Raw genomic sequence first — 23,558 nt, 5'->3', positions numbered from 1 at the left:
CAGCTCTCAACATCAATATCTATTTTACGATCAATTGCATTAGTTATAGTTGTCATCATATTGCCCTACTGTCTGATTCCTGATTGCGCACGTTGTAGTGTCCACCGAGCACGCTCTATGATTGGCGCGTCAACCATCTTGCCGTTGAGTGATACAACGCCTGAGCCTTGGGCTTCTGCCTCTGCCGCCACTTCAATAACGGCGTTTGCGTGATCAACTTCTTTTTGGGTTGGAGCAAAGATGTTATGAATAATTTCAATTTGGCGGGGATTAATCAGAGACTTGCCGTCAAAGCCAAGGGACTTAATGTGCTCAGCTTCGTGGATGAAGCCTTCTTCATTGTTCGCATCGGAATAAACAGTATCAAATGCCATAATACCAGCAGCTCTTGCCGCTTGAAGAATAGAACATCGAGCAAACAAGAGTTCAACGCCTTCTGCTGTACGTTGAGTTCTAAGGTCGCGAACATAATCTTCTGCACCTAAAGCAATACCAATCAATCGACTTGATGCTCTTGCAATTTCGACTGCATTATTGATACCCATAGCAGATTCAATCGCTGCAAGCATTTTAGTACTGCCAATTTCACGACCAAACTCCATCTCAGCTTCCGTGATGAGCTCTTCCATATTATGAACATCTTGAGCACTGTCCGTTTTAGCAAGGCGCACAGCATTCACGCCTGCTTTTACTACGGCTTTTACATCAAGGGGACCAAAAACAGTATCTAAACCGTTAACACGAACGATGGTTTCAATGTTTTTATACATAGGATGTTGAAGAGCATTGAAAACGAGCATTCTTGCCGTGTCTTTCTCACGAATTGATACCGAATCTTCCAAATCAAACATGATGGCATCTGGATTATAGATAAAAGAGTTGCTCAACATTGCGGCATTAGATCCAGGGACAAACAACATACTTCTGCGTAATTTGCTCATTTTAATGTCCCCCAGACAATATCGCTGCCGGCGGTTGCTCGAATCACAGCGGCTTGAACTCTTGCTTTAATGACACAATCCAAAGCACCTTTATCGTTGATCTTGACCAACGCAGACTTAACATCCATTTCCGACAAAGTACTGATGACTGTATTTTTGATTAACTCTCCAAATTGCTTTTCAACGGAACTGGTAATTTCTATATCCAAGCTATTTGTGGCTGACGGGACTATTTCGACTAGTAAGTCGCTAGACTCCAATGTTCCAGCGTATGATCGCTGACTGATTATCATGTATGCACCTCATGAATCCCATTTCGGATGGCAGGAAATTGAATAAAGGCAATGAAAGTCACTGCCGAATAACTAACGTCTATTCTCTTTGCTATCCGCGATGTTTTTGGCGATGCTAATCATGTTTAGTCGGAAGCTAAAAACCATTAATGATTTAAATGGTTTAAATTATTCCATTTGATAGGAAACAAAAAAACGGCTAAAGATATATCATTAGCCGTTTTTCAAATTAAGACGTGTTTAATTGGACTTTACGTAGACTCGTTCAGGGCGACCTACTCGGCCATGTTCATTTTCAGCATCTAAAAAACCATTTGCTGAACAATACTCTAAATAACGTCTAGCCGTTGTTTTACTGATGCCGACCTGCTCTCCTAGTCTTTCCGCTGTATATTTGATTCCCGTATTTTCGATAAAGGTCTGCTTTATTTTATCTAAGGTCAGTTCACCAATACCTTTCGGCAAAGTATTCGCTGATTTTTCTCTAGCCTGAATATTGAAAAGGTCGTCGACATGGCGTTGGCTAATATTATCATAAGCATTTATTGCACTATTATATTGAACATAACGATTTAATGTATCTTTCAAGCGAACATACGATACTGGTTTTAGTAAATAGTCGAAGCAGCCACAGTGCATTGCCTCTTTAACCGTTTCCATTTCACTAGAAGCTGTGATCAATATAACATCTGGTTTTGAATCTGATTTATCCGCAACGATACTTCTTAACAAATCAATACCTAAACCGTCAGGAAGAAAGTTATCTAATATAATTAATTTCGGTTTATTAACCTTGAGCATTGTTTTAGCCATGCTAATAGTATTAGCGATACCTACTGGTCTAAAACGCATCATCTGCCTTAAAAACTGTGCATGTAATTCAGCAATTCCAACTTCATCTTCAACGATTAAAACATCTATAGAGTCCATCATCGGTTACCGTTTTTGGGAATAAAAATAGAGAAAATAGTGCCCTTAGGCTCTGCGTTGTCGACCAAGATGACGCCACCAGCATTAGTCACATAACGGTTAATCAGATACAGACCAATACCATGGCCTTTATCATCATTTTTACTTGTAACGCCTCGGTTAAAAATCGTCCCTGCTATTTCAGGATCAATACCGCAACCATTATCGCCAATTTCAATAACTAATTCTTTTCCTGCATCTGTAATAAGTAATGTTATTACTTTATCGCTTTCGGGGTTTTTAAGCGTCGCTTCAAATGCATTGTCGATCAAATTACCTATAATTGCTGACAATTCATCATCATCAATATTGTCCGGCAAATTATATAACTGACAGGTAGGATCAAACTGTAACTGAAGTCCCAGTTCTTGAGATCGAGCATATTTCCCAAGTAAAATTCCGGCGACTTGTTTGCATTTTATTCTTGAACGTATGAAATCAATAAGTTGTTGTTTCTTAGTGTTTTCATTATTGATTAATGAGAGCGCAGATTCATATTCACCAATTTCAATCAAACCTGATATTGTTGATAATTTGTTCGCATGCTCATGCCTCATCACTCTCAAATTATCTGTATATTGTTTGATTTGAGTCAATTCTGCCGTTAATGAATTTATATCATTCTTATGTCTAAAACTGATTACCCAACCAATTAACATATCTCTATCAAAAATAGCCACTCTATTAGCTATTAAAGTTTGCCCATTAATAGATACAATTTCATCTTTTATATTTTCTTCGTAGGGTGTCTGAAAAAAGAATTGAGTGTGATTGAGATATTCTAATATGCTTCTATTCTTTATTTCACTCACTTGTTTATCGGTACCTAACAAATCTATCGCACTTTTATTTACCACTAGAATCTTGCCAGTTTTATCGATAGCGATAATCCCTTCATACACAGATTGAAGAATAGAGCGCTGCAAGTACAGTGCTAACGCAATTTCCGAAGGCTCCATTCCATTCATTTTCTTTTTGATATGACTGGAGAAAAGCCATGCGCCTATCAGCGTTAACAGCAGAATCGCACCCAGCTCAAAAGAAACCGGTTTTGCATAGAATACGAGCCACTGGTCAAATCGGTTAAAAAGGTACCCAACAGAGACAACACCAATAATTTCACCGTCGAAGTCTACAATGGCACTTTTACCGCGGACGCCATATCCCAAGGAGCCTTTGCGAATAGAAATGTATGACTCACCTCGCTCCAACGCAGCAGCGTTATCCCCACCTTGCATCGGTAAGCCAATATTTTCTTTTATTGGGTGAGATAATCGAGTGCCATCATCATCACCAATCACAATAAAACTCGCGTCCGAGATTTTCGTTAAACGATTAATAATGCGTTCTATTGCGGGGATATTTTTGATCCTAACTTCCTGAATTAAATTCGGGTCGCTGGCAATTTCCTTAGCCTGAATTAATGCTCGCGTCCCAACTTGATGCTCAAGTGTATCAAGTAAAGACTGATGAAAGTTCACACCCATGAAAATCATCTGAAGGCTCATAAGAGCAAAAATAAGAAGAAAAACTTTGACGCGAAAAGAAGCTCCAGTCTTCATCTTTTCCATCATATTCATACATTTATTTCCTTATTATTAAGTAGTGCGAACTTATAAAGTGCTCAATTCAGATACGAATGTTAGCCCGTTTCGCCAGCCAAGTTAGTAATGTGTATCAAAAGACAATAAAAACGCAGAGAGGGAGAACGCTGTCTCCCTCCTTTGTTACTCATTTCCGTAAATATTAACCAAGCACATATTTAATCATCACACCGGCTGCAACCGCTGATCCAATAACGCCTGCAACATTGGGACCCATTGCATGCATAAGTAGGAAATTTTGCGAGTTCGCTTCTAAGCCAAGTTTGTTTGAGACTCGTGCTGCCATTGGTACCGCTGAAACACCTGCGGATCCTATGAGTGGATTAACTTTTTCAACACAAAGCCTGTTCATAAGTTTCGCCATCAATAGACCCGCTGCGGTTCCCACACAGAAAGCAACAATCCCCAGAGCCAATATTCCCAGTGTTTGTGGTTGCAAAAACTTATCTGCCATAAGTTTTGAACCGACAGACAGCCCAAGGAAGATGGTCACAATGTTGATTAGAGCATTTTGTGCCGTGTCAGAAAGGCGCTCAACCACACCACATTCACGCATCAAGTTACCAAAACAGAACATCCCCATCAGCGGCGTCGCTGAAGGTAGCAGCATTGCAATAAGAACCAGCAACATTAGCGGGAAGCACACTTTCTCTATTTTTCCGATTTTGCGCAGTTGCTTCATTTCGATTTTGCGTTCTGCTTCTGTTGTCAGAGCGCGCATGATCGGCGGCTGAATCATAGGAACCAGTGCCATATACGAATATGCCGCTACCGCTATTGCACCCAAGAGTTCAGGAGCAAGCAGGCTTGATACATAAATAGCGGTAGGCCCGTCTGCACCACCAATGATGCCGATAGCTGCAGCTTGCGCTACGCTGAAGTCCATTATCCCTAATTGAGTCAGGCCAAGCGCACCCAATACAGTTGCAAAAATACCGAATTGCGCAGCAGCACCCAGTAATAGGGTTTTAGGATTAGCCAACAACGGACCGAAGTCTGTCATAGCGCCAACGCCCATAAATATCACTAAAGGCCCAACACCAGACGCAATGGCAACATGGTAAAAGGTATATAGCATGCCGTCAGAATATTGATATTGCTCTGCAAGCAAACCCAAATGCATCTTTTGCTCAGGTGTAGCCATTTGCATTGCATGTTTAATCGCATCCGGCGTTGACTCAACTGCGTTGAGTATCTGCGCGAATGCTTGCATTACATCTGCTTTACCCGCGTGAATGGCGGCATCTACCGCATTAATGGCAAGGTTCGCATCAGGCAAGTTTGAAAGAATGCCACCCAAACCGATAGGCACGAGCAACAATGGTTCGAAACCTTTCACGATTGCCAGATAGAGCAAAATCATACCAATTACAATCATCAGAAATTGGCCCCATTGCAGGTGGAGAATGCCAAAATCACTGATTAAGCCGATTACACTGTCCATTTCAGATCCTTATGCCAATGCAAATAGTTCATCACCGACCTGAACCGCATCGCCTTCTGATACAGCCATTGACTCGACTTTACCGTCACGAAACGCCTTTATTTCGGTTTCCATCTTCATAGCTTCAAGAATTAACAGTGTTTCGCCTTCTTTGACCATATCGCCGATTTTCTTATGGATTTTCCAGATGTTACCTGCCAACGGAGCGGAGACCTGTTCAGCAGAACCCGAAGAAACAACCGGCTGAGCCGCGGCAACAGGAGCACTTGTTGAAGCAGCCAGAACTTCAGGATCAGCGCCTTCGTTGATTTGAACTACGTAAGCCTGATTGTTGACGTTGACTGTATATACAGCTTTGTCTGATGGTTTTGCTGCTTTTGTAGGGGCTACCACCTCAGCAACAGTTGGAGCTGGTTCAAAAGCTTCTGGATTATTACGATTAGCCAAAAACTTCCACGCGACTTGGTCAAACAGAGCGACAGTAAGTACATCATCAATGGTATTTTCAGCAAGCTCGATACCTTTTTCTTGTGCTTGATTAACTACTGACTCCAATAGCTGGTCGATTTCTGGCTCAATTAGATCTGCAGGTCGGCAAGTGATCACTTCAGCGCCATCAAGTACACGTTTCTGCAACTCTGAATCGACTGGTGCTGGTGTTTTACCGTACTCACCTTTTAATACCCCGGCCGTTTCTTTGGTGATGCTTTTATAACGTTCACCCATCATGACGTTAATGACAGCTTGAGTACCCACTATTTGAGAAGTTGGTGTTACTAACGGGATATAACCAAGGTCTTTCCTGACTTTCGGAATTTCTATCAGTACCTCATCGATTTTATCCAGCGCATTTTGTTGCTTTAACTGCCCTTCCATGTTGGTAAGCATTCCGCCTGGAACTTGAGCTACAAGAATACGTGAATCAGAGCCTTTTAATTGACCTTCAAAAGCATGATATTTCTTACGAACATCTCTAAAGTAGGCCGCAATACTTTCCAACTTCTCAATATCTAGCCCAGTATCACGCTCAGTTCCTTTCAATGCCGCAACGATCGATTCAGTCGATGGATGACCATAAGTACCGCTCATCGAAGAAATTGCAGTATCAACACGGTCAACACCAGCTTCAATCGCTTTAAGCAACGTCATATCCGCCATACCCGCAGTGGAATGGCAGTGAAGATGAAGCTCAACATCCACGAGTTTTTTCAGATTGGTGACTAACTCGTACGCTTCGTACGGAGACATAACCCCAGACATATCTTTAATCGCAATCGAACTTACGCCACATTCCAAAAGCTGTTCTGCTACATCAACCCAAGATTGCATGGTGTGAACAGGACTGGTTGTATAACAGATAGTACCTTGTGCATGTGCGCCTTGGTTGTTTACCGCTTGGATAGCACGTTTCATGTTACGAGTGTCATTTAATGCATCAAAGATACGGAAAACATCCATACCATTTACAACGGCACGCTCAACAAACTTATCGACGACATCATCGGCATAATGGCGATAGCCGAGGATATTTTGACCGCGCAGTAACATTTGTTGCTTGGTGTTTGGCATCGCCTTTTTTAACTCTCTTAGACGCGCCCATGGATCTTCACCTAAAAATCGGATGCAAGAGTCGAAAGTCGCACCACCCCAAGATTCCAGTGACCAATAGCCAATTTCATCGAGCTTAGATGCTATAGGTAACATGTCATCTAATCTCATTCGCGTAGCGAGTAGCGATTGATGTGCGTCACGCAATGCAACGTCAGTAATACCGAGTGGTTTAGCTATTTTAGACATATTAAATTCCTCTAACCTCAAGCCTGAACTTGCTTATTAATTTTTTGATTGTGGTGGTGTAGTACTGCGGAAATCGCAGCTACCAAATTGTCGTCCTGCGCGCCTTCAGAAACCGTTTTATTGGTGGAAATTACCGCTTTTTCAGGGGGTGAAAACTTAATCGATAAAGTGGACAGCAGACGGGTTGCAGCGACTAGGAGCGCTAGAAAGCAAAAAACAAATCCCATGCCTAGAAGCATAAGATTGACGCCTTCAAGAATAATTGGACCTTCGTTCATCTTTCGAACCTTTGGATATTGAAAGTCCAAACAGTCTAACGAAATAAGAGGAATGGACTTCGTGAAGCACATCATTCAATTGGAACCATTAAACGTATTAAATGGCGTAAATAAATTTAATTAGTTTCAGCTGAATTTCTTTCTGAAATTGAAGTAACCATGCGAAGAAATAAATTCATTTAATCCATTAACAACACAAGATTTACCGGAATTTGTATTTCACTCCTCAGTTACGAGGTACACCTGTCTTTAGCATTAGAGGGATATTGGTCTGAAGAGGAAAACTCATCATGGGGAGTGCTATGTCTTTGTTCGATGTTCATCAAATTTCTTTAAATAATCTAAAGCGACAATCTCAGTTAACAAAGAAATATGAACTGCCTTTAATTATCGTCAAAACTAATATTTCCAATGAGCTTAATGAAAATGAACAAGCTCATTTTGTTTATAAGCTGGCGTTAGAAGAAGTGAACAAGAAATTAACGCTTTTGAATGCGATGGTGCTAGAGCACGAAGATGCCACCAATAATTCAAATCTAGAATCGGTGTTTGTGGTGAAAGGTATCACTACGACAAATTTAAAGCGTGCTATGGTGAAAATTGAAAACAGTCACCCACTAGGTGACTTGTTCAACATTGATATTATTGACCCGCAAGGCTATGCGGTTTCAAGAAAAGGTGCTCAGATGGAGCCTAGACGCTGCATTCTGTGCCAATATCCCGCCAGTTACTGTTCCATGAATCATCGTCATTCTGTTGATGAAATAAAACACAAAATCAAATCAATCATCGCACAGTATTAATTCTATTTAACTCTGTAAGAGTAACCGTAAAAATTACATTTCTATTATTGAGAACTGACCGACCCGCTATTTAAGCCGCTCAGTTCTCTTCTTTTATCTTGCTGTTCGACCATCAGCTTAGTTTCACTGTCAACTCATGCTCAATTGCTTTGCTTGGGCAGTTCTTAGCGCAGCTTGCTTTCTCTTCGCGTGATAGGCGGAAGTATCTTCCTTAAACAGTTGATGTAAATAAGCGAACGTCGTTTCTGGAACAATTTTTTCAATCGCTTGCCAGTTGTTTTCAAATAATAACTGCCTAACTAAAGAAGCCGATATCGGTGAGTCAGCTTCTTCACAGCGAGGAATTTCTACGTAAGTGACTGTAGGGCTGTCAATGGTTGGTGTAGATAACCACTGGTGCATTTGCTGATTGTAAAAACGGGTTACCTTACAAATCGGTTCCGTTCCTACATAGCGGTGGGTTATACCCAAGGCTGGTGCGATATATTGTCGGAAAATTTGCAAATCCACAGCGGTGTGGCAGTAATTAATTACTCCCTCATCCTTTAGAAAATAGCTTGGGAAAGTCGCTCTGGATATGATGTAGTCAGAACCGGCATGAACCGTGACGTTGTTAAACTCTTTCACACCCGCTTTGATCATATTTAGGCGGTCTGAATAGGAAAAGAAAGAACGGTCTTCCTTCACAACAAACAGATGCACCCAATCACAGTTTTCTGACGCATGCTTTACTAAATAGCGATGTCCGTTGGTAAACGGATTGGCATTCATAACAATACTGCCAATTCTTTCACCCGGTTGAGCAAAGCTGCTTAAATTTTCGCAACGTTCCTGAAGTCTTGTTTTGCTGTTTTCCAATAAGACAACTCTGTCTTTTACTGCGGTAAGTTGATGGAATCCTGCTTCGTGGAACATGCGGTAGTTATCTGGCTTGGTGTAAATAAACAGGTTGTAACGTCCCATATCATAAGCGTTCGTGACAACTTCAGTGAGTAATCGCGTTGACAGCCCGGTTCCCTGTAAGTCCGGAGAAACGGCTACCGACTTGAGTGTGTGTCCAGCCAGCCCCGCGCATCCAACAATTGCGGTAGAATTCAAAGCAATGACAAAAAACTCGACATCGGCATCTATCCCTAACCCCATACTAAGCAAGAACTGCCGCACCTTTTCCATTTGGCTGCTATTTTGAGTATTAATTTTCTGGAATTGGTATGTATCAAACACAGCGATCTCTCAACAACAAAACGGATAACGAATTATCTTAAGTCCAATAAATAATTTAGTGACTCTCGAGCAATCTATAAAGAAGCATTAAAACTGTTTATGGCGTTTATGAATTTATTCTCTCAGGGTGAGCATCACGCTCGAAATTGAAAACCCATTCATAAACAAAAAGAGCCAGCCCAGATAAATCCAAGCTGACTTCTTAGTTCACTGTTGAGATACCATTTAAGCTACTTGAGCTTGTTGTTTGCGATTACGTAGCATACCAATCAGAGGCAACGCGATTGACAAAACAGTAATAGCAATGAGCACTTGAGCAACGGTTGAGTGAGTAAAGATCGACAACTCTTGGTTTGAAATTCTAAATGCTTGACGGAATGACTGCTCCATCGTACCACCTACGATACAAGCCAGAATCATCGGCGCTGTAGGAACATGAGCACGCTTCATCACTACCCCTGCCACACCTAAGATAGCTAGGATGTAGAAATCAATAACAGAGTTACTAATTGCATAACAACCAATGAACGCAAGACCTAACACAATTGGGTAAAGCATTTTTGGTGGAATCGCTAATACTCGGACCAATGCTCCAGCAAGTGGAATATTCACCACTGCTAAGATGATGTTGGCAACAAACATACTCGCGATAAGACCCCATGCTGTTTCAGGATATTGCGTGAATAGAAGTGGCCCAGGTTGAATACCCAACATCAATAACGCACCCATCATTACAGCCGTTGTACCAGACCCAGGAACACCCAGTGACAACATTGGGATCATTGCACCGATAGACGCTGCGTTATTTGCAGATTCTGGTGCTGCTAGCCCCTCAATGGCACCTTTACCAAACTCTTCGCTATTTTTTGATAATTGCTTCTCATTGTTGTAGCACATAAGCGATGCCATCGTACCGCCAGCACCAGGTAGAGAGCCGATAATAAACCCGACTGGAGCACTACGTAGAATCGGCCATTTTGAACGAGACCAATCGTCACCACTAATCCAAATACGTTTGAATTTGGTCTGTGCTTTTTTCGTGCCTTCGCTCAATGAACGGAAGCTCTTAAATACTTCACCGAGTGCATAGATGCCAATGATGACCACAAGGAAATCGACACCTGTTTGAAGTTCGAGATTACCAAAAGTAAAACGTTCAACACCGGATTGCGCATCGATACCAATAGTAGCTATTGCTAAGCCTATCACCATAGAGAAGAAGCCTTTGAGCATGTTCCCTTTCGACATAGAAGCCGTCATGGAAAGCGCAGCAACCATTAACAAGAAGTACTCAGCAGGACCAAACTTTAAGGCGAAGCTCGCCACAGGCTCAGCCAATAATGTCATAAGGATAGCGGCGATAGTACCGCCAACTAATGATGCTATTGCAGAAATCGCCAGTGCAGATTCAGCACGACCTTGCATTGCCATTGGATAGCCGTCAAACGTTGCGGCCAAAGCTGCACCGTCTCCCGGAGTGTTAATCAAAATAGAACTGCGTGAACCACCAAACATCGCACCGATATAAACACCTGTCATGGTGATCAATGCAGCCGTAGGTCCCATCGCAAAAGTCATTGGCAATAGCACCGCAACACCTGTCGCAGGGCCTAAGCCAGGCAACATACCGACGATGGTACCCAGTACACCGCCCACAGTCACAAGTAGTAGATGGTAAGGCTGTAAAGCAACGCCAAATCCATTCATTAAGTTAGATAAAATATCCATCATAATCGTTCACCCTATTCCCCGAATGGTAGTGGTGGAAGGCTAATACTCAATAGCGTGTTAAATATGAAATAAACGCCCACGGAAAATAACAGCGAGATAACAACACTTTTTTTCCACATATCTTTCCCGCTAGTAATAGTCATCATTACAACCATAAATAGAAATGTACTGATGACGTATCCTAGATGTTCAAATATAAGAGCGTAACCAACTGAAAGAATACAGGTATATAAAATACGACGACGGTCATTCTTCTTGCTAGCATCTTCATTGATTAGATTTTTATATGCTTGCACTGACGCGTTAAAATTACTTTTAACGAATAAAAGCACACCAATTAAAAATGAAATAGCGGATACACCAAGAGGGAAATAAATTGGATCCATAGGATTACCAAAAGCGGCTCTTGGCATCGAATACGACATATAACCGTAAATAATACCAAAGCCTATTGCAAATAATCCTGTGAATGAGTCCCAATTAGGACTGACATTATTTTTCTTCATAGGAACAAGACCTTATTGCTAGATTTAATTATTTTTAAATCAAGAATAAGAGGGAATATTCCCCTCTTATGTCATAGAAACAGAACATTATTTTTTAGCGAAAATTTCGTCTAAAATTTCTTTATATTGGTCGTTTGTTTTGGCTAAGAACTTAGTAAAATCTTCACCATTTTGATATGCACCATCCCACCCGTTACGTTTACGAGCTTCAGCCCATTCAGGCGTCTCAACCATGTTTTTAAGTGTTGTGCCCCAGTAAGCAACCGCGTAATCAGGCATATCTTTCGGTCCGAACAAACCACGCCAGTTTTCAAACGTTGTATCAATACCTTGTTCTTTCACTGTCGGGATATCCGCAATTACACCTTCGCCGACGCGCTTGTCTGCAGTTTGTGCTAATGCACGTAAGTTACCGCTTTTCACCAGCTGAACTACGTCTCCAAGCCCTGTAGAGATAAGGTCTACGTGCCCACCCAATACTTGAGCAACCGCACCGCCGTCTTGGAAAGAGATGTAGTCAATCTGATTTAACTTAGGTACACCAGCAGCCTTAGCAACCATTAGAAACTGAATGTGGTCCATACTACCCGCAGAAGAAGTACCACCAATTTTCACGGATTTTGGATCCTTTTTTAGAGCATCCATCACTTCTTTAATAGAGGTATATTTAGAGTCTTTAGAAACAACAAACGCGCCATAGTCTGTAATTAATCGAGCGAGAGGAGTGGTATCTTGGTAGCTATATTTACTTGATCCAGTTAAATGTGTAAGCAAAATTGGTGGAGAGTAAACAGAAATTAAATTGTCTTTCCCTGTTTGAGTCTGCATATAAGCTAGATTGACTGCACCGCCACCACCAGGTCTGTTGGTAATCGGCATATTAGATCCGACAAGTTTGGTATCTTTTAGCGTTTTAGCGACAGTGCGGATGGTTAAATCCCAGCCACCACCAGCACCAGCAGGAGCAATAAACGACATAGTTTTAGGCGGGTAGTCCTTTGCTACTGCACTACTCAACGGCATAAAAGCTACAGAAGCTAGGGCGGTACCAATCATTACACTTTTGATATTCATGTTCATGGAAATTCCTATTATTGTTATTGGAAACTATCCAACGCTTCGCTAATTTATTTCCATCAGCTTGGCGTCGATGAGTTAATTATCCATGAGAGCTGTAATGTTATTTGTGAGTTAAAACTCTTAAGATTAGTTCTTTAATGCTGAAAATGGCGTTAATGATTTTTAATAATCCTCCATATTTAGAGAACAATTAGTATTTAGGCGTTACAAGCGATAGTATTTGGACAAAGCCATTGATAAAGGTAACACGATGAAACGTATCGCTATTATTGGAGCAGGCTGGTTAGGTTTACCATTAGCCAAACAGCTAGATAAGCAAGGCCATTCGGTGATCGCAAGCAGGACGTCTGACTCAGGTTTGTTAGAACTACAAGAAAATGGAATCACTGGTTTTGTTTGTGACCTTAATAACCCTCAAGACCTTACTGATACACTTTCCGAATATAACATTGATACCGTAGTCGGTAGCTTTCCTCCGGGCTTTCGTCGTGGACAAGGCGATGAATACATTACCCAATGGCAAGCTTTAACTGAGCAAGCGATCTCTGCGGGAGTCAGTAAATTGGTCATGATAAGTTCAACCACTGTGTATCCCGACCGCGCTCAAGACATGTATGAACAAGATGCTTCTCTTGAAATAGCTGCAAATAACGATGAATTCTCAGCCAATGCGAAGAAGATGTTGCAGGCGGAACAAACTGTTATAGACTCTGGCTTGGATTACGTCATTGTTCGATGTAGTGGTCTTATTGGCCCCAATCGTCACCCTTCCCGCTTTGCGACGAAGTTAAAACAAGTCAGTCGATTGGCTCCAGCAAACATGCTGCACCTTTATGATGCTATCGGAGCGACGGTTTTTGCTATTGAGCACCTCAGCCATATGATAGTGAACGCCACAACTCCTGCGACAGTAAGCAAAGCCGAGTTCTATCAAGCCGCTCTTAAAGCCGCAAATTTGGAAGAAGAACTCCCCCCGATTGTTGATGTTGCAGACAAACGAATTGTCAGTGACAAACTCATCAAAGCGGGATACAAGTTTCACTATTCTCACACTCTGGAGGCCTTGTAGGGCGATGAGTAAACGAATTTATCAGCATTTAGAAACGCTTTGGCAATATATGCAAATGGGACACCAACTACAAAAAGCCGATGTCATCATTGTTCTTGGAAGCAACGATACCCGTGTCGCCGAAGTTGCAGCGTCCCTTTATCATCAAGGCTTGGCTCCTTTGGTCGTATTCTCTGGCGGTCATGGTCGCTTCACCGAAGGGTTGTTTGAGCGTAGCGAAGCAGTCACTTTTGCTGAAGTGGCAAAAGATTGCGGTTTACCAAGTGACGCAATACTGCTAGAACCTCGTTCTTCTAACAGTGGCGAAAACGTACTTTTCACCTACGAACTTTTAAAGAAAAAAGGCATCAAAGCCCAAAAAATCATCTTGGTTCAAAAGCCGTATATGGAAAGACGAGCGTACGCGACTTTCATGCAGCAATGGCCAGAAGAACTGGAATCACTGCAAGTCACGTCTCAAGCGAATAGTTTCTTTGATTATTTGACTGAAGACCTGACATTAGACTTCGTCGTTGAAGCGCTGATTGGCGATTTTGAGCGTATTCAAAGTTACCCTGCGAAAGGCTTCCAGATTGAGCAGGAAATCCCAGAGGAAGTGTTACAGGCCTATCAGGCATTAAAACCTTTGGCAGCTTAATACAGCCCCCTCGTTATGAACCAAAAAAGGATGGCAATGCCATCCTTTTACTTATCTGTTTTTCGCTATTTACCCAATGCTTCTTTGTAATGCATTCGGCAGACAGAGACGTATTTATCGTTACCACCAATCGCAACCTGATCACCTTCGGAGATCGCATTTCCATGTTCATCCGTGCGGATAACCATGTTTGCTTTGCGTCCGCAGTGACAGATGGTTTTTAGTTCCACCAGCTTATCTGCCCATGAAAGTAGATACTTACTACCTTCAAACAATTCACCAAGGAAGTCTGTACGCAGGCCATAACACAGCACTGGGATATGCAGCTTATCAACCACTTCTGTTAATTGATAAACCTGTTCTTTAGACAGGAACTGACACTCATCAACCAATACACAATGGCGTTTTTCATCTTCATTGAGGCTTTTGATCGCTTCAAAAAGGTTTGTTTCGGCTTGAAATAGATGTGCCTCTGCTTCCAGACCAATACGCGAACTCACTTTACCAATGCCATAGCGGTCATCAATTGCTGCGGTAAAGATAACAGGCGTCATTCCACGTTCTTGATAGTTAAAAGACGATTGCAGCAGTGTGGTTGATTTACCTGCATTCATTGCAGAGTAGTAAAAATACATCTGAGCCAAGGGACAAATTTCCTATCTTATTCAAAATCATTTTGTCGGGATTATACAAAGCAAAGAGAATACTTACTTTGATCCACTATCAGTTAGACAATAAAACTATCAGTTAGACAATAAAAAGGGTGGCTAGTTAGCCACCCTCAAATCAACGCAGAAATTACTCTGCTTTTTCTTTCGCAACAGTTACAGCAATTGCCAGCTCTTCAAGAGCCGCAGGGTTTGCCAAACTTGGAGCATCTGTCATCAGACACGCAGCAGCGGTTGTTTTAGGGAACGCAATAACATCACGGATGTTATCAGTACCACATAGCAGCATTACTAGACGGTCAAGACCGAATGCAAGGCCCGCGTGTGGAGGCGTACCAAACTTAAGTGCATCCAATAGGAAACCGAACTTAAGTTGTTGTTCGTCAGCTTCAATACCTAGGATATCGAATACCGCTGCCTGCATTTTCGCATCGTGAATACGTACAGAACCGCCACCGACTTCATAGCCGTTTAGTACCATGTCGTATGCGTTAGATAGCGCAGCAGTCGGGTTCGCCTTCAACTCTTCTGGAGTCATGTTCAGAGGAGACGTGAACGGGTGGTGCATTGCTGCAACATTACCTTCTCCGTCGCCTTCAAACATTGGGAAATCGATAACCCATAGTGGAGCCCAAGCAGAAGTATCTGTTAGTTCTAGGTCTTTACCTACTTTCAAACGTAGCGCACCAATTGCTTCAGCAACGATGTTCGCTTTATCAGCACCAAATAGGATGATGTCGCCAGTTTGAGCGCCAGTACGTTCGATAATTGATGCGATGATCTCTTCAGTCAGGAATTTCGCTACTGGAGATTGAATGCCTTCAGCGCCTGCTGCTAGGTCATTCACCTTCATCCATGCCAAACCTTTCGCACCGTAAATCGCTACAAATGAAGTGTACTCGTCGATTTGCTTACGGCTAAGTGCAGCACCGCCAGGTACGCGTAGAGCAGCCACACGGCCGTTCTCATCGTTTGCTGGACCAGAAAATACTTTGAAATCTACGTCTTTAAGCAGATCAGCAACATCAACTAGCTCTAGTGGGTTACGTAGATCTGGTTTGTCGCTACCGAAACGACGCAGCGCTTCTGAATAAGGCATGATTGGGAACTCACCCAAGTCTACACCTTTCAGCTCTAACCACATTTCACGGATCATCTTTTCAGTCACAGCGCGAACTTGTTCTGCGCTCATGAATGAAGTTTCGATATCGATCTGGGTAAATTCAGGCTGACGGTCAGCACGTAAGTCTTCATCACGGAAACACTTAACGATTTGGTAGTAACGGTCAAAACCAGACATCATCAGCAGCTGTTTGAATAGCTGAGGAGACTGAGGAAGCGCGTAGAAGCTACCTTTGTGAACACGGCTTGGTACCAAGTAATCGCGAGCACCTTCAGGTGTTGCTTTAGTCAGTACTGGTGTTTCGATATCTAGGAAATCGTTGCTGTCTAGAAAACGACGAACAAAGCTTGATGCTTTTGCACGCAGCTTAATGCGGTCGCTCATTTCTGGGCGACGTAGGTCCAAATAACGATATTTCAGACGCTGCTCTTCTGAGTTTTTCTGGTTGAAGTCTAGAGGCAGTGCTTCACTACGGTTGATGATAGAAAGACCAGTTGCCAAAATTTCTACTTCACCGGTTGTCATGTCTTTGTTGATTTGGCTTTCTGGACGAGCGCGAACCTCACCCGTCAACTTGATACAGAATTCATTACGAAGTTGGTTTGCAACTTCAAAAACGTCTGCCATATCCGGATCAACAACTACCTGAACGATACCTTCACGATCTCGCATATCAATGAAGATAAGACCGCCTAAATCACGACGACGGTTAACCCAACCGCACAGCTCCACAGTTTGTCCTGCAAGGGACTTGTTCAGGTGACCACAATAATGGCTACGCATAATGAAATTCCCAATCTCTTAATAAGTCATCAAATTCTATGCGACACAGTCAACTCTGTTGAAGCGGTTCTAAAGAACAAATTTTCTTCAAGAAAGGACTCTGCCGCGGAAAAGTTCCATTTATACGCTGAAAGACGTATAAAATCGACCTTCCAGAATACAATTTGTTGTGTTTTATCCATCGTTGCTGACATTTAGTACAATAAACCGCCATTTTAGCGACAATAGCATCTGCAACATGGAAAAATTGGCGCTGATTATAGCGCTAAAGTATCGTATTCTTCAAAACTCTCGTGACGATAAACAACAAAAAGAGCAAACAACACTGGCTATGGATGCAATGGAATACCCTCTCCGACTCGGACTGACGATGTGGTCTCACCCTTTCTGGCAGCAGCATTTCTACGGAAGTGGTACTCAAGCATCACAGCGACTCGAAAAATACGCTCAGGTATTTCATACGGTAGAGGGCAATACTACCTTTTACGCCTCTCCGTCACCCTCGACAGTCAACAATTGGAAAGCAGCAACACCAGAGTCATTCCGCTTTACTTTTAAACTGCCGAAATCCATTACTCACCAGAACATGTTGAATGGTTGTCAGGACGAACTGAAAGCCTTCATGAGCCTGATGGAACCGTTACATGACAAAGTGGGCATGTGGACCATTCAACTGCCTGCTGCTTTTGGTCCAACTAATCTGGAGCAATTAAAAAAGTTTCGACGCTATTTCCCAGCGCAGTTTCCTCTAGGTGTGGAAGTGAGACACCCAAGCTTTTTCGCCAAAGGGGAAGCAGAGCAAGCATTAAATCAATGGCTGAACGAAGAAAACATCGACCGCATCATTATGGATAGCCGCCCTCTTTTCTCAGCAGAAAGAAACTGCGAGGCTATTATTGATGCGCAACAGAAAAAGCCCAGAGTGCCGGTTCATGCCATATCGACCGGAAGTAAACCGATGATTCGTTTTATCGGCCATCCTGACATGGATGCCAACATGCCCTTCTTCGAACCTTGGGTTCAAAAGCTGCCGACTTGGATTGCTGAGAGAAAGCAGCCTTACGTGATGATCCATACGCCTGACAACAACTACGCTCCGGAATTAGCGCTGGCAATTTACCAACGTTTGCAAAGTGTTGTCACTCTGCCGGATTTAGCGGTATTCCCAGCGCAAAGCGATACAAATCAACTAAGTATGTTTTAGAAAAAAGTACATCGGTGTTTTAGAAAGAAATACATAAGCTGCATTTAATGACAGACGCCACATTTTTTCATAAAATACGCGCCTTTTCTTGAACCATCTACTGTTTAAGTAGGCATTTTGCTTCGGCGTGAGGTCACAATGAGTCCAAAAGACACTATCTTTTCTGCCCCAATCGATAAGATTGGCGATTTCACGTTTGATGAGCGTGTGGTTGAAGTGTTCCCGGATATGATTCAGCGCTCGGTTCCTGGCTATAGCAACATCATCTCTGCCATTGGTATGCTGGCTGAACGATTTGTAAAGCCAAACACTCAAGTGTACGACCTAGGTTGCTCGCTTGGTGCTGCAACGCTTTCTATGCGCCGACACATTCAGCAGGAAGGCTGCAATATCATCGCGGTGGATAATTCTCATGCGATGGTTGAACGCTGCAAACTGCATTTGAACGCTTACCGTTCAGATACACCAGTAGAAGTGATTGAAGCGGATATTCGCGATATCGAAATCAGCAATGCATCTATGGTTGTGCTGAACTTCACTCTGCAATTTCTATCACCAGAAGATCGCTACTCTCTGCTGGAAAAAATCTATGCAGGCCTGCGTCCGGGTGGCATTTTGATTGTGTCTGAGAAGTTTGTATTCAATAACGAAAGTGCCCATGAACTGCTTATCGATCTGCATCATGATTTCAAACGTGCAAACGGTTATAGCGAATTAGAAATCAGCCAAAAGCGCAGCGCAATTGAAAACGTTATGCTGCCAGATTCTGTCGAATTACATAAAGAGCGTTTCGCAAAATTAGGTTTCTCAAGCTTCGAAGTTTGGTTCCAGTGCTTTAACTTTGGCTCAATGTTTGCCATCAAATAAGATTTTGGAAGCTGCAGTACTGCCCTTACCTTCAGCTTCTCTTTATTGTTTTTAGGGTCTCAAATTTTTTGATTAGGATTCTCCATGTTGAATTTTGCTAATGTCTATCAATTGCTTGCGCAAGACACACGCCTGCAACCTTGGCTCAATGTCTTGCCTCAACAACTTACTGACTGGCAACAACAACCTCACGGTGACTTGGATCGCTGGTTGCGCGCTTTAAACAAAATTTCGAACTCGCAACCTGATCATATAGACCTGAAAGAGTCGGTAACTGTGAGCAACAGCGAACCACTGTCTGATGGTGAACAGAAAAAACTGGAGAACTTGCTCAAGACTTTCCACCCTTGGCGTAAAGGTCCTTACCACCTGCACGGAATTCATATCGATACCGAATGGCGCTCTGACTGGAAATGGGATCGTCTGCTTCCGCATATTTCACCGTTAAAGAACCGTTCAGTATTGGATGTCGGTTGTGGTAACGGCTACCACATGTGGCGCATGTTGGGTGAAGGTGCACATCAAGTAATTGGTATTGACCCTTCGGAGTTGTTCCTAGTTCAGTTTGAAGCTGTACGTAAGCTAATGGGTGATAACCAAAAGGTGCACCTGTTACCACTTGGTATTGAACAACTTCCAGAACTAAAGGCGTTTGATACGGTATTCAGCATGGGTGTGCTGTATCACCGTCGCTCTCCGATCGACCATTTGATTCAACTGAAAAACCAACTTGTCTCTGGTGGTGAATTAATATTGGAGACGCTTGTCATCGACGGTGACGAAAACGCCGTATTGGTTCCGTTTGACCGTTACGCTCAAATGCGCAATGTGTACTTCTTCCCATCTGCATTAGCGTTAAAAGCATGGTTAGAAAAAGTAGGCTTTGTTGATGTTCGAATCGTCGATGAGAACGTGACATCCCTTGAAGAACAACGTACAACCGAGTGGATGAAGCATAACTCTCTACCGGATTACATTGATCCAAATGACCCGACGAAAACGGTTGAAGGTTATCCAGCACCACGACGTGCAATTCTGGTTGCAAAGAACCCTTAATCACTTTCACATCGTTCTAAATCAACATAAAGTTGCAGCACTGCAACTTTATGTTGATACGTAAGCCCAGAAAGAGCTGAAGGAATAAGTAAATCGGGATTTTTTGACACAGTTTTAACTCTCTCATCTTCTTTCAAAGTTATCCTATTCGCAGGATGAAATCGTCATCTTTGTCTCATCAAATATCACAGTAAAAACAAATAAATAAGGCCGTAAATGTTTAAGCGCATAGCACCAATCGTAGCTCTAGGCTTACTTTCTGGTTGTACCCTAATGAATGGGGATGAATATCATCAAGCCACTCTTACTGCGATTCAGCAGTCAAATGCCCAAGTCACTAATGAAATAACCAATTTGCAACTTCAGCTTAGTAATCAGAATGATTATATCGATAGCCTAGAAAGCAAGGTCATGACCTTAGCGGATGATGTGAAAGAACTAAAAGTCATCGCAGAGAAGCGTGCACCGAAAAGTGTTAAAAAGTCTCCTACTTCAAAACAACAACTTGTGTCTAATCCACAACCGCAGAATAAGTTGGTGCTGGGTGAAATCGAACACGTAGAAATTAAAACACTTGATCAGATCTTCGATGCCCGTGTAGATACTGGTGCGGCAACTTCTTCGCTCAATGCCATTGATATTTCGGAATTTGAACGTAACGGTAAAAAATGGGTTCGTTTCCATTTATCAGACGGAGAAAACAAACCTGATGATTCAAATTGGATAGAATCTCCAATTATACGCTACGTACGAATCCGCCAATCCACCAATGAAGAGACGGAAAGACGCGCTGTTGTTCAGCTATGGGTTAAAATTGGTAGCATCAACGAAAAAACAGAATTTACGCTGGCAGACCGCTCTCAAATGAGCCATCCTATCTTGCTAGGGCGCGAGTTTATTCGTGATATAGCTGTAGTGGATGTGAGTCGTAAATACATTCATACAGAGACAAATTAATAACAAAAATAAAGGTAACTTATGACGTCAAGAGTTCCATTTTATCTATCAGTTTTTTTACTGATTGCAGCTGGGATTGCTTTAAGTGTGCTCCGTCATCAAAATTATGGAGTACCTTGGACCCCAGGTGAAACCCGCCAGATTTGGGATATTGAAGCTAGGATAGAGTTTAACGCACTAGGTAAAGAAGCTAAGGTTTCACTTGCCGCTCCTCATACTCAAAATGGTTACACCCTTATCGGCGAAACCGCCTCTTCTCCTGGTTACGGTGTATCCTATGTCAGTGACCAAGCAGGGCGACGCGCTGAATGGTCTATCCGACAAGCTCAAGGTCCTCAAACGATTTACTACAAGACGCAATTCCTTGTAGACCCTCAAGCAAAAGTCACCACAGTTCCTCCGATGCAAGAAGTGGTCAAACCGACTTTTGATGGCCCTGTTGAAACCGCTGCCATTGCTCTGATTAACGGCGCTACTGAACGCTCTGCTGACGATATCTCTTTCTCGCGCGAATTAATCAAAAATCTGAACGATTCTGAAAGCCAGAACGCGGCACTACTTACTAATAAGATGAGTAAAGTGGAAGCGGCGGAAAAGCTACTTTCTTATGCTCAGATCCCAAACAAAGTTGTGGGTGTTATTCATCTTGAAGATGGGCGTCGTCGCCAGACCATTCAACACATGAACCAAGTGTGGGATGGCAAGAAATGGGTTCTTTTCAACCCAGAAACAGGCACACAACCTTCTCATCCAAATCTACTCGTTTGGGATGAATCGAACGTATCACTACTTGATGTGATTGGTGGTCGTAATAGCCAAGTGCACTTCAGCATGATCGCTCAAGAAGTGTCACCACAGCAGGCAACCGACAACAAAGTTGATGCTGACGGCTTGCTAAACCTTTCTATTCACAGCTTGCCACTTGAAGAACAAGCGATGTTTAAAACCATCATGCTGATCCCGATTGGTGCACTGATTGTAGTGTTCCTACGTGTAATCATTGGTCTTAAGACATCCGGCACATTCATGCCTGTTCTTATTGCAGTTGCCTTCGTTCAGACACAGTTAACAACGGGTATTGTTGGCTTCTTACTTATCGTCGGGACGGGGCTTATCATTCGAAGTTACCTATCCAAACTGAACTTGCTACTGGTAGCGCGAATATCCGCCGTTATCATTGCGGTAATTTTGATTATTTCTATCTTTACCGTTGTCGCCTTCAAGATTGGCTTAACAGAAGGCTTAACCATTACTTTCTTCCCTATGATTATCCTATCTTGGACTATCGAACGTATGTCTATTCTATGGGAAGAAGAAGGTGCGAAAGAAGTCGTGCTGCAAGGCGGCGGCTCACTTCTAACCGCAGTATTGATTTACTTGGCAATGACCAACTCTTATGTACAGCATCTGACCTTTAACTTCATCGGTCTACAACTGATTGTTCTAGGTATCATCTTGCTACTAGGTACATACACAGGTTACCGCATCACAGAGTTGCGTCGATTTAAGCCTCTTGTAGACGGAGATTAATATGTTTCTTAATCTCTCAGAATACACATCGCCCTTTAAACTAAAGCGCAAAGGGATTATGGGAATGAACAAGCGTAACCACGCTTACATAGGTCGCTACAACGACCGTTCTAAGTACCCATTGGTGGATGACAAGTTAAAAACAAAGCTCATTGCTCAACAAGCTGGTGCCACGGTACCAAAGCTAATTGGTGTGGTGAGCAACCAAGGTGACGTAAAGCATATCCACGAGATGGTCAAAGACTGGCAAGGGTTTGTTATAAAACCCGCTCGTGGTAGCGGTGGTAAAGGTATTCTGGTTATCACGTCACATAAAGATGGCGTTTATACCAAGCCATCGGGGTCAACCATCAACAAAGAAGACGTAGAACGCCATGTGAGTAACGCACTGGCGGGCTTGTTCTCTTTGGGTGGTAAGAACGACGTAGCAGTCGTTGAAAACCTGATTAAGTTTGATGACTGTTTTGACGGCTTCAGTTATGAAGGTGTGCCTGATGTACGTATTATCGTATTTAAAGGCTACCCAGTAATGGCAATGATGCGTCTTTCCACATCCGCTTCTGATGGTAAAGCAAACTTGCACCAAGGTGCTGTTGGCGTGGGTATTGATATTGCGTCGGGTAAAGCGGTACGTGCGGTTCAGTTCAACCGCCCTGTCACACTTCACCCTGATACCGGTAAAGAGCTGAATACGCTTCAGGTACCACACTGGCAACGTTTGTTAACTCTTGCTGCAAGTGCTTGGGAAATGACCGGCCTTGGTTATATGGGTACTGATATGGTGCTCGACAAAGAAGAAGGGCCTATGGTGTTAGAACTTAACGCCCGTCCGGGCCTAGCGATTCAAATCGCCAACGGAGCTGGTCTTCTGCCTCGCCTACAACATATTGAAAGCCTAGGTACGCCGATGATTTACCCATCAGCAGAAGAGCGTGTTGCTTACGCCGCCAAACATTTTGGAGCGAAAGAAGGGTAAACACTCCCCTTCTCCTAA

21 protein-coding genes and 2 pseudogenes are annotated in these 23,558 nt (G+C 42.8%); 10 read left to right on the top strand and 13 right to left on the bottom strand.

Features of this window, described 5'->3' with window-relative positions:
• Positions 1 to 65: 65 nt before the first annotated feature.
• The 7 genes from citE to ACRQQK_RS07940 form a co-directional block, all read right to left on the bottom strand.
• Positions 66 to 941 (bottom strand): citrate (pro-3S)-lyase subunit beta, encoded by an 876-nt coding sequence (gene citE / locus ACRQQK_RS07970; RefSeq protein ID WP_457510783.1) that lies wholly within the window; start codon positions 939 to 941, stop codon positions 66 to 68.
• Positions 938 to 1,234 carry a citrate lyase acyl carrier protein gene (gene citD, locus ACRQQK_RS07965; RefSeq protein WP_457510781.1) on the bottom strand — a complete coding sequence of 99 codons (297 nt, stop codon included), beginning with the start codon at positions 1,232 to 1,234 and terminating at the stop codon, positions 938 to 940. The genes citE and citD overlap by 4 nt, the downstream gene beginning before the upstream one ends.
• A gap of 240 nt (positions 1,235 to 1,474) precedes the next feature.
• Positions 1,475 to 2,167, bottom strand: coding sequence for a response regulator (locus ACRQQK_RS07960; RefSeq protein WP_457510779.1), 693 nt, complete (start codon positions 2,165 to 2,167; stop codon positions 1,475 to 1,477).
• Positions 2,164 to 3,783 (bottom strand): ATP-binding protein, encoded by a 1,620-nt coding sequence (locus tag ACRQQK_RS07955; protein WP_457510777.1) that lies wholly within the window; start codon positions 3,781 to 3,783, stop codon positions 2,164 to 2,166. The genes ACRQQK_RS07960 and ACRQQK_RS07955 overlap by 4 nt, the downstream gene beginning before the upstream one ends.
• A 166-nt stretch (positions 3,784 to 3,949) precedes the next feature.
• Positions 3,950 to 5,251 carry a sodium ion-translocating decarboxylase subunit beta gene (locus tag ACRQQK_RS07950; protein ID WP_102963321.1) on the bottom strand — a complete coding sequence of 434 codons (1,302 nt, stop codon included), beginning with the start codon at positions 5,249 to 5,251 and terminating at the stop codon, positions 3,950 to 3,952.
• A gap of 9 nt (positions 5,252 to 5,260) precedes the next feature.
• Positions 5,261 to 7,048 carry a sodium-extruding oxaloacetate decarboxylase subunit alpha gene (oadA, locus tag ACRQQK_RS07945; RefSeq protein WP_457510775.1) on the bottom strand — a complete coding sequence of 596 codons (1,788 nt, stop codon included), beginning with the start codon at positions 7,046 to 7,048 and terminating at the stop codon, positions 5,261 to 5,263.
• Between the two features lie 17 nt (positions 7,049 to 7,065).
• A complete protein-coding gene (locus ACRQQK_RS07940; protein ID WP_457510774.1) occupies positions 7,066 to 7,326 on the bottom strand; it encodes an OadG family protein in 261 nt (86 codons plus the stop codon).
• Between the two features lie 302 nt (positions 7,327 to 7,628).
• Between ACRQQK_RS07940 and citX the strand changes: the two genes are divergently transcribed.
• Complete coding sequence (gene citX, locus ACRQQK_RS07935; RefSeq protein ID WP_457510772.1) at positions 7,629 to 8,129, top strand: citrate lyase holo-[acyl-carrier protein] synthase; 501 nt, start codon at positions 7,629 to 7,631, stop codon at positions 8,127 to 8,129.
• A gap of 129 nt (positions 8,130 to 8,258) precedes the next feature.
• Here the strand turns inward: citX and citC are convergent, their stop codons facing one another.
• From citC to ACRQQK_RS07915, 4 genes are all read right to left on the bottom strand, one after another.
• The gene (citC, locus tag ACRQQK_RS07930; protein WP_457510770.1) at positions 8,259 to 9,353 is read right to left on the bottom strand and encodes a [citrate (pro-3S)-lyase] ligase; all 1,095 of its coding nucleotides are present in this window, start codon (positions 9,351 to 9,353) and stop codon (positions 8,259 to 8,261) included.
• A gap of 225 nt (positions 9,354 to 9,578) precedes the next feature.
• A complete protein-coding gene (locus ACRQQK_RS07925) occupies positions 9,579 to 11,084 on the bottom strand; it encodes a tripartite tricarboxylate transporter permease (protein WP_081878659.1) in 1,506 nt (501 codons plus the stop codon).
• A gap of 11 nt (positions 11,085 to 11,095) precedes the next feature.
• Positions 11,096 to 11,590, bottom strand: a complete 495-nt coding sequence (locus tag ACRQQK_RS07920; protein ID WP_457510768.1) for a tripartite tricarboxylate transporter TctB family protein — start codon at positions 11,588 to 11,590, stop codon at positions 11,096 to 11,098.
• An 87-nt stretch (positions 11,591 to 11,677) separates the two neighbouring features.
• Positions 11,678 to 12,670 carry a Bug family tripartite tricarboxylate transporter substrate binding protein gene (locus ACRQQK_RS07915; RefSeq protein WP_457510766.1) on the bottom strand — a complete coding sequence of 331 codons (993 nt, stop codon included), beginning with the start codon at positions 12,668 to 12,670 and terminating at the stop codon, positions 11,678 to 11,680.
• A gap of 250 nt (positions 12,671 to 12,920) precedes the next feature.
• Here ACRQQK_RS07915 and ACRQQK_RS07910 point away from each other — a divergent pair, with 250 nt between their 5' ends.
• Both ACRQQK_RS07910 and ACRQQK_RS07905 read left to right on the top strand, forming a co-directional pair.
• A complete protein-coding gene (locus ACRQQK_RS07910; RefSeq protein WP_457510764.1) occupies positions 12,921 to 13,739 on the top strand; it encodes an NAD(P)H-binding protein in 819 nt (272 codons plus the stop codon).
• 4 nt (positions 13,740 to 13,743) lie between these two features.
• Positions 13,744 to 14,376 (top strand): YdcF family protein, encoded by a 633-nt coding sequence (locus ACRQQK_RS07905; protein WP_457510763.1) that lies wholly within the window; start codon positions 13,744 to 13,746, stop codon positions 14,374 to 14,376.
• Between the two features lie 65 nt (positions 14,377 to 14,441).
• Here the strand turns inward: ACRQQK_RS07905 and ACRQQK_RS07900 are convergent, their stop codons facing one another.
• Positions 14,442 to 15,020 (bottom strand): thymidine kinase, encoded by a 579-nt coding sequence (locus ACRQQK_RS07900; protein WP_167412674.1) that lies wholly within the window; start codon positions 15,018 to 15,020, stop codon positions 14,442 to 14,444.
• A 154-nt stretch (positions 15,021 to 15,174) separates the two neighbouring features.
• Positions 15,175 to 16,950: an aspartate--tRNA ligase gene (aspS, locus tag ACRQQK_RS07895; RefSeq protein ID WP_457510761.1), complete on the bottom strand. Its 1,776-nt coding sequence runs from the start codon at positions 16,948 to 16,950 to the stop codon at positions 15,175 to 15,177.
• 340 nt (positions 16,951 to 17,290) lie between these two features.
• Between aspS and ACRQQK_RS07890 the strand changes: the two genes are divergently transcribed.
• From ACRQQK_RS07890 to ACRQQK_RS07860, 7 genes and pseudogenes are all read left to right on the top strand, one after another.
• Entirely contained in the window at positions 17,291 to 18,154 is an 864-nt protein-coding gene (locus tag ACRQQK_RS07890; protein WP_457511106.1) for a DUF72 domain-containing protein, read from the top strand.
• A 138-nt stretch (positions 18,155 to 18,292) separates the two neighbouring features.
• Positions 18,293 to 19,021 (top strand): carboxy-S-adenosyl-L-methionine synthase CmoA, encoded by a 729-nt coding sequence (gene cmoA / locus ACRQQK_RS07885; RefSeq protein ID WP_457510759.1) that lies wholly within the window; start codon positions 18,293 to 18,295, stop codon positions 19,019 to 19,021.
• A gap of 84 nt (positions 19,022 to 19,105) precedes the next feature.
• Positions 19,106 to 20,077, top strand: a complete 972-nt coding sequence (gene cmoB, locus ACRQQK_RS07880) for a tRNA 5-methoxyuridine(34)/uridine 5-oxyacetic acid(34) synthase CmoB (protein ID WP_457510757.1) — start codon at positions 19,106 to 19,108, stop codon at positions 20,075 to 20,077.
• A 216-nt stretch (positions 20,078 to 20,293) separates the two neighbouring features.
• Positions 20,294 to 20,483: pseudogene (locus ACRQQK_RS07875) on the top strand (ATP-dependent Zn protease); the annotation flags it as partial.
• A gap of 125 nt (positions 20,484 to 20,608) precedes the next feature.
• A pseudogene (locus ACRQQK_RS07870) lies at positions 20,609 to 21,034 on the top strand (ATP-dependent zinc protease family protein); the annotation flags it as partial.
• A 21-nt stretch (positions 21,035 to 21,055) separates the two neighbouring features.
• Entirely contained in the window at positions 21,056 to 22,564 is a 1,509-nt protein-coding gene (locus ACRQQK_RS07865; RefSeq protein WP_457510755.1) for an inactive transglutaminase family protein, read from the top strand.
• Position 22,565: 1 nt separating this feature from the next.
• A complete protein-coding gene (locus ACRQQK_RS07860) occupies positions 22,566 to 23,540 on the top strand; it encodes an alpha-L-glutamate ligase-like protein (RefSeq protein WP_457510753.1) in 975 nt (324 codons plus the stop codon).
• The last annotated feature ends 18 nt before the right edge of the window (positions 23,541 to 23,558 follow it).

It is taken from the genome of Vibrio sp. C8 (assembly GCF_054051265.1).
The sequence above is the reverse complement of the archived record's forward strand: the minus strand, read 5'-3'. Positions and strand labels throughout refer to the sequence as shown.

Bases quoted from the DNA above. Each gene is read 5' to 3' on its own strand.
- citE (WP_457510783.1), bottom strand. From the start codon at position 941: ATGAGCAAATTACGCAGAAGTATGTTGTTTGTCCCTGGATCTAATGCC.
- citD (WP_457510781.1), bottom strand. From the start codon at position 1,234: ATGATAATCAGTCAGCGATCATACGCTGGAACATTGGAGTCTAGCGAC.
- ACRQQK_RS07960 (WP_457510779.1), bottom strand. From the start codon at position 2,167: ATGATGGACTCTATAGATGTTTTAATCGTTGAAGATGAAGTTGGAATT.
- ACRQQK_RS07955 (WP_457510777.1), bottom strand. From the start codon at position 3,783: ATGAATATGATGGAAAAGATGAAGACTGGAGCTTCTTTTCGCGTCAAA.
- ACRQQK_RS07950 (WP_102963321.1), bottom strand. From the start codon at position 5,251: ATGGACAGTGTAATCGGCTTAATCAGTGATTTTGGCATTCTCCACCTG.
- oadA (WP_457510775.1), bottom strand. From the start codon at position 7,048: ATGTCTAAAATAGCTAAACCACTCGGTATTACTGACGTTGCATTGCGT.
- ACRQQK_RS07940 (WP_457510774.1), bottom strand. From the start codon at position 7,326: ATGAACGAAGGTCCAATTATTCTTGAAGGCGTCAATCTTATGCTTCTA.
- citX (WP_457510772.1), top strand. From the start codon at position 7,629: ATGTCTTTGTTCGATGTTCATCAAATTTCTTTAAATAATCTAAAGCGA.
- ACRQQK_RS07925 (WP_081878659.1), bottom strand. From the start codon at position 11,084: ATGATGGATATTTTATCTAACTTAATGAATGGATTTGGCGTTGCTTTA.
- ACRQQK_RS07920 (WP_457510768.1), bottom strand. From the start codon at position 11,590: ATGAAGAAAAATAATGTCAGTCCTAATTGGGACTCATTCACAGGATTA.
- ACRQQK_RS07915 (WP_457510766.1), bottom strand. From the start codon at position 12,670: ATGAACATGAATATCAAAAGTGTAATGATTGGTACCGCCCTAGCTTCT.
- ACRQQK_RS07910 (WP_457510764.1), top strand. From the start codon at position 12,921: ATGAAACGTATCGCTATTATTGGAGCAGGCTGGTTAGGTTTACCATTA.
- ACRQQK_RS07905 (WP_457510763.1), top strand. From the start codon at position 13,744: ATGAGTAAACGAATTTATCAGCATTTAGAAACGCTTTGGCAATATATG.
- aspS (WP_457510761.1), bottom strand. From the start codon at position 16,950: ATGCGTAGCCATTATTGTGGTCACCTGAACAAGTCCCTTGCAGGACAA.
- ACRQQK_RS07890 (WP_457511106.1), top strand. From the start codon at position 17,291: ATGGAATACCCTCTCCGACTCGGACTGACGATGTGGTCTCACCCTTTC.
- cmoA (WP_457510759.1), top strand. From the start codon at position 18,293: ATGAGTCCAAAAGACACTATCTTTTCTGCCCCAATCGATAAGATTGGC.
- cmoB (WP_457510757.1), top strand. From the start codon at position 19,106: ATGTTGAATTTTGCTAATGTCTATCAATTGCTTGCGCAAGACACACGC.
- ACRQQK_RS07865 (WP_457510755.1), top strand. From the start codon at position 21,056: ATGACGTCAAGAGTTCCATTTTATCTATCAGTTTTTTTACTGATTGCA.
- ACRQQK_RS07860 (WP_457510753.1), top strand. From the start codon at position 22,566: ATGTTTCTTAATCTCTCAGAATACACATCGCCCTTTAAACTAAAGCGC.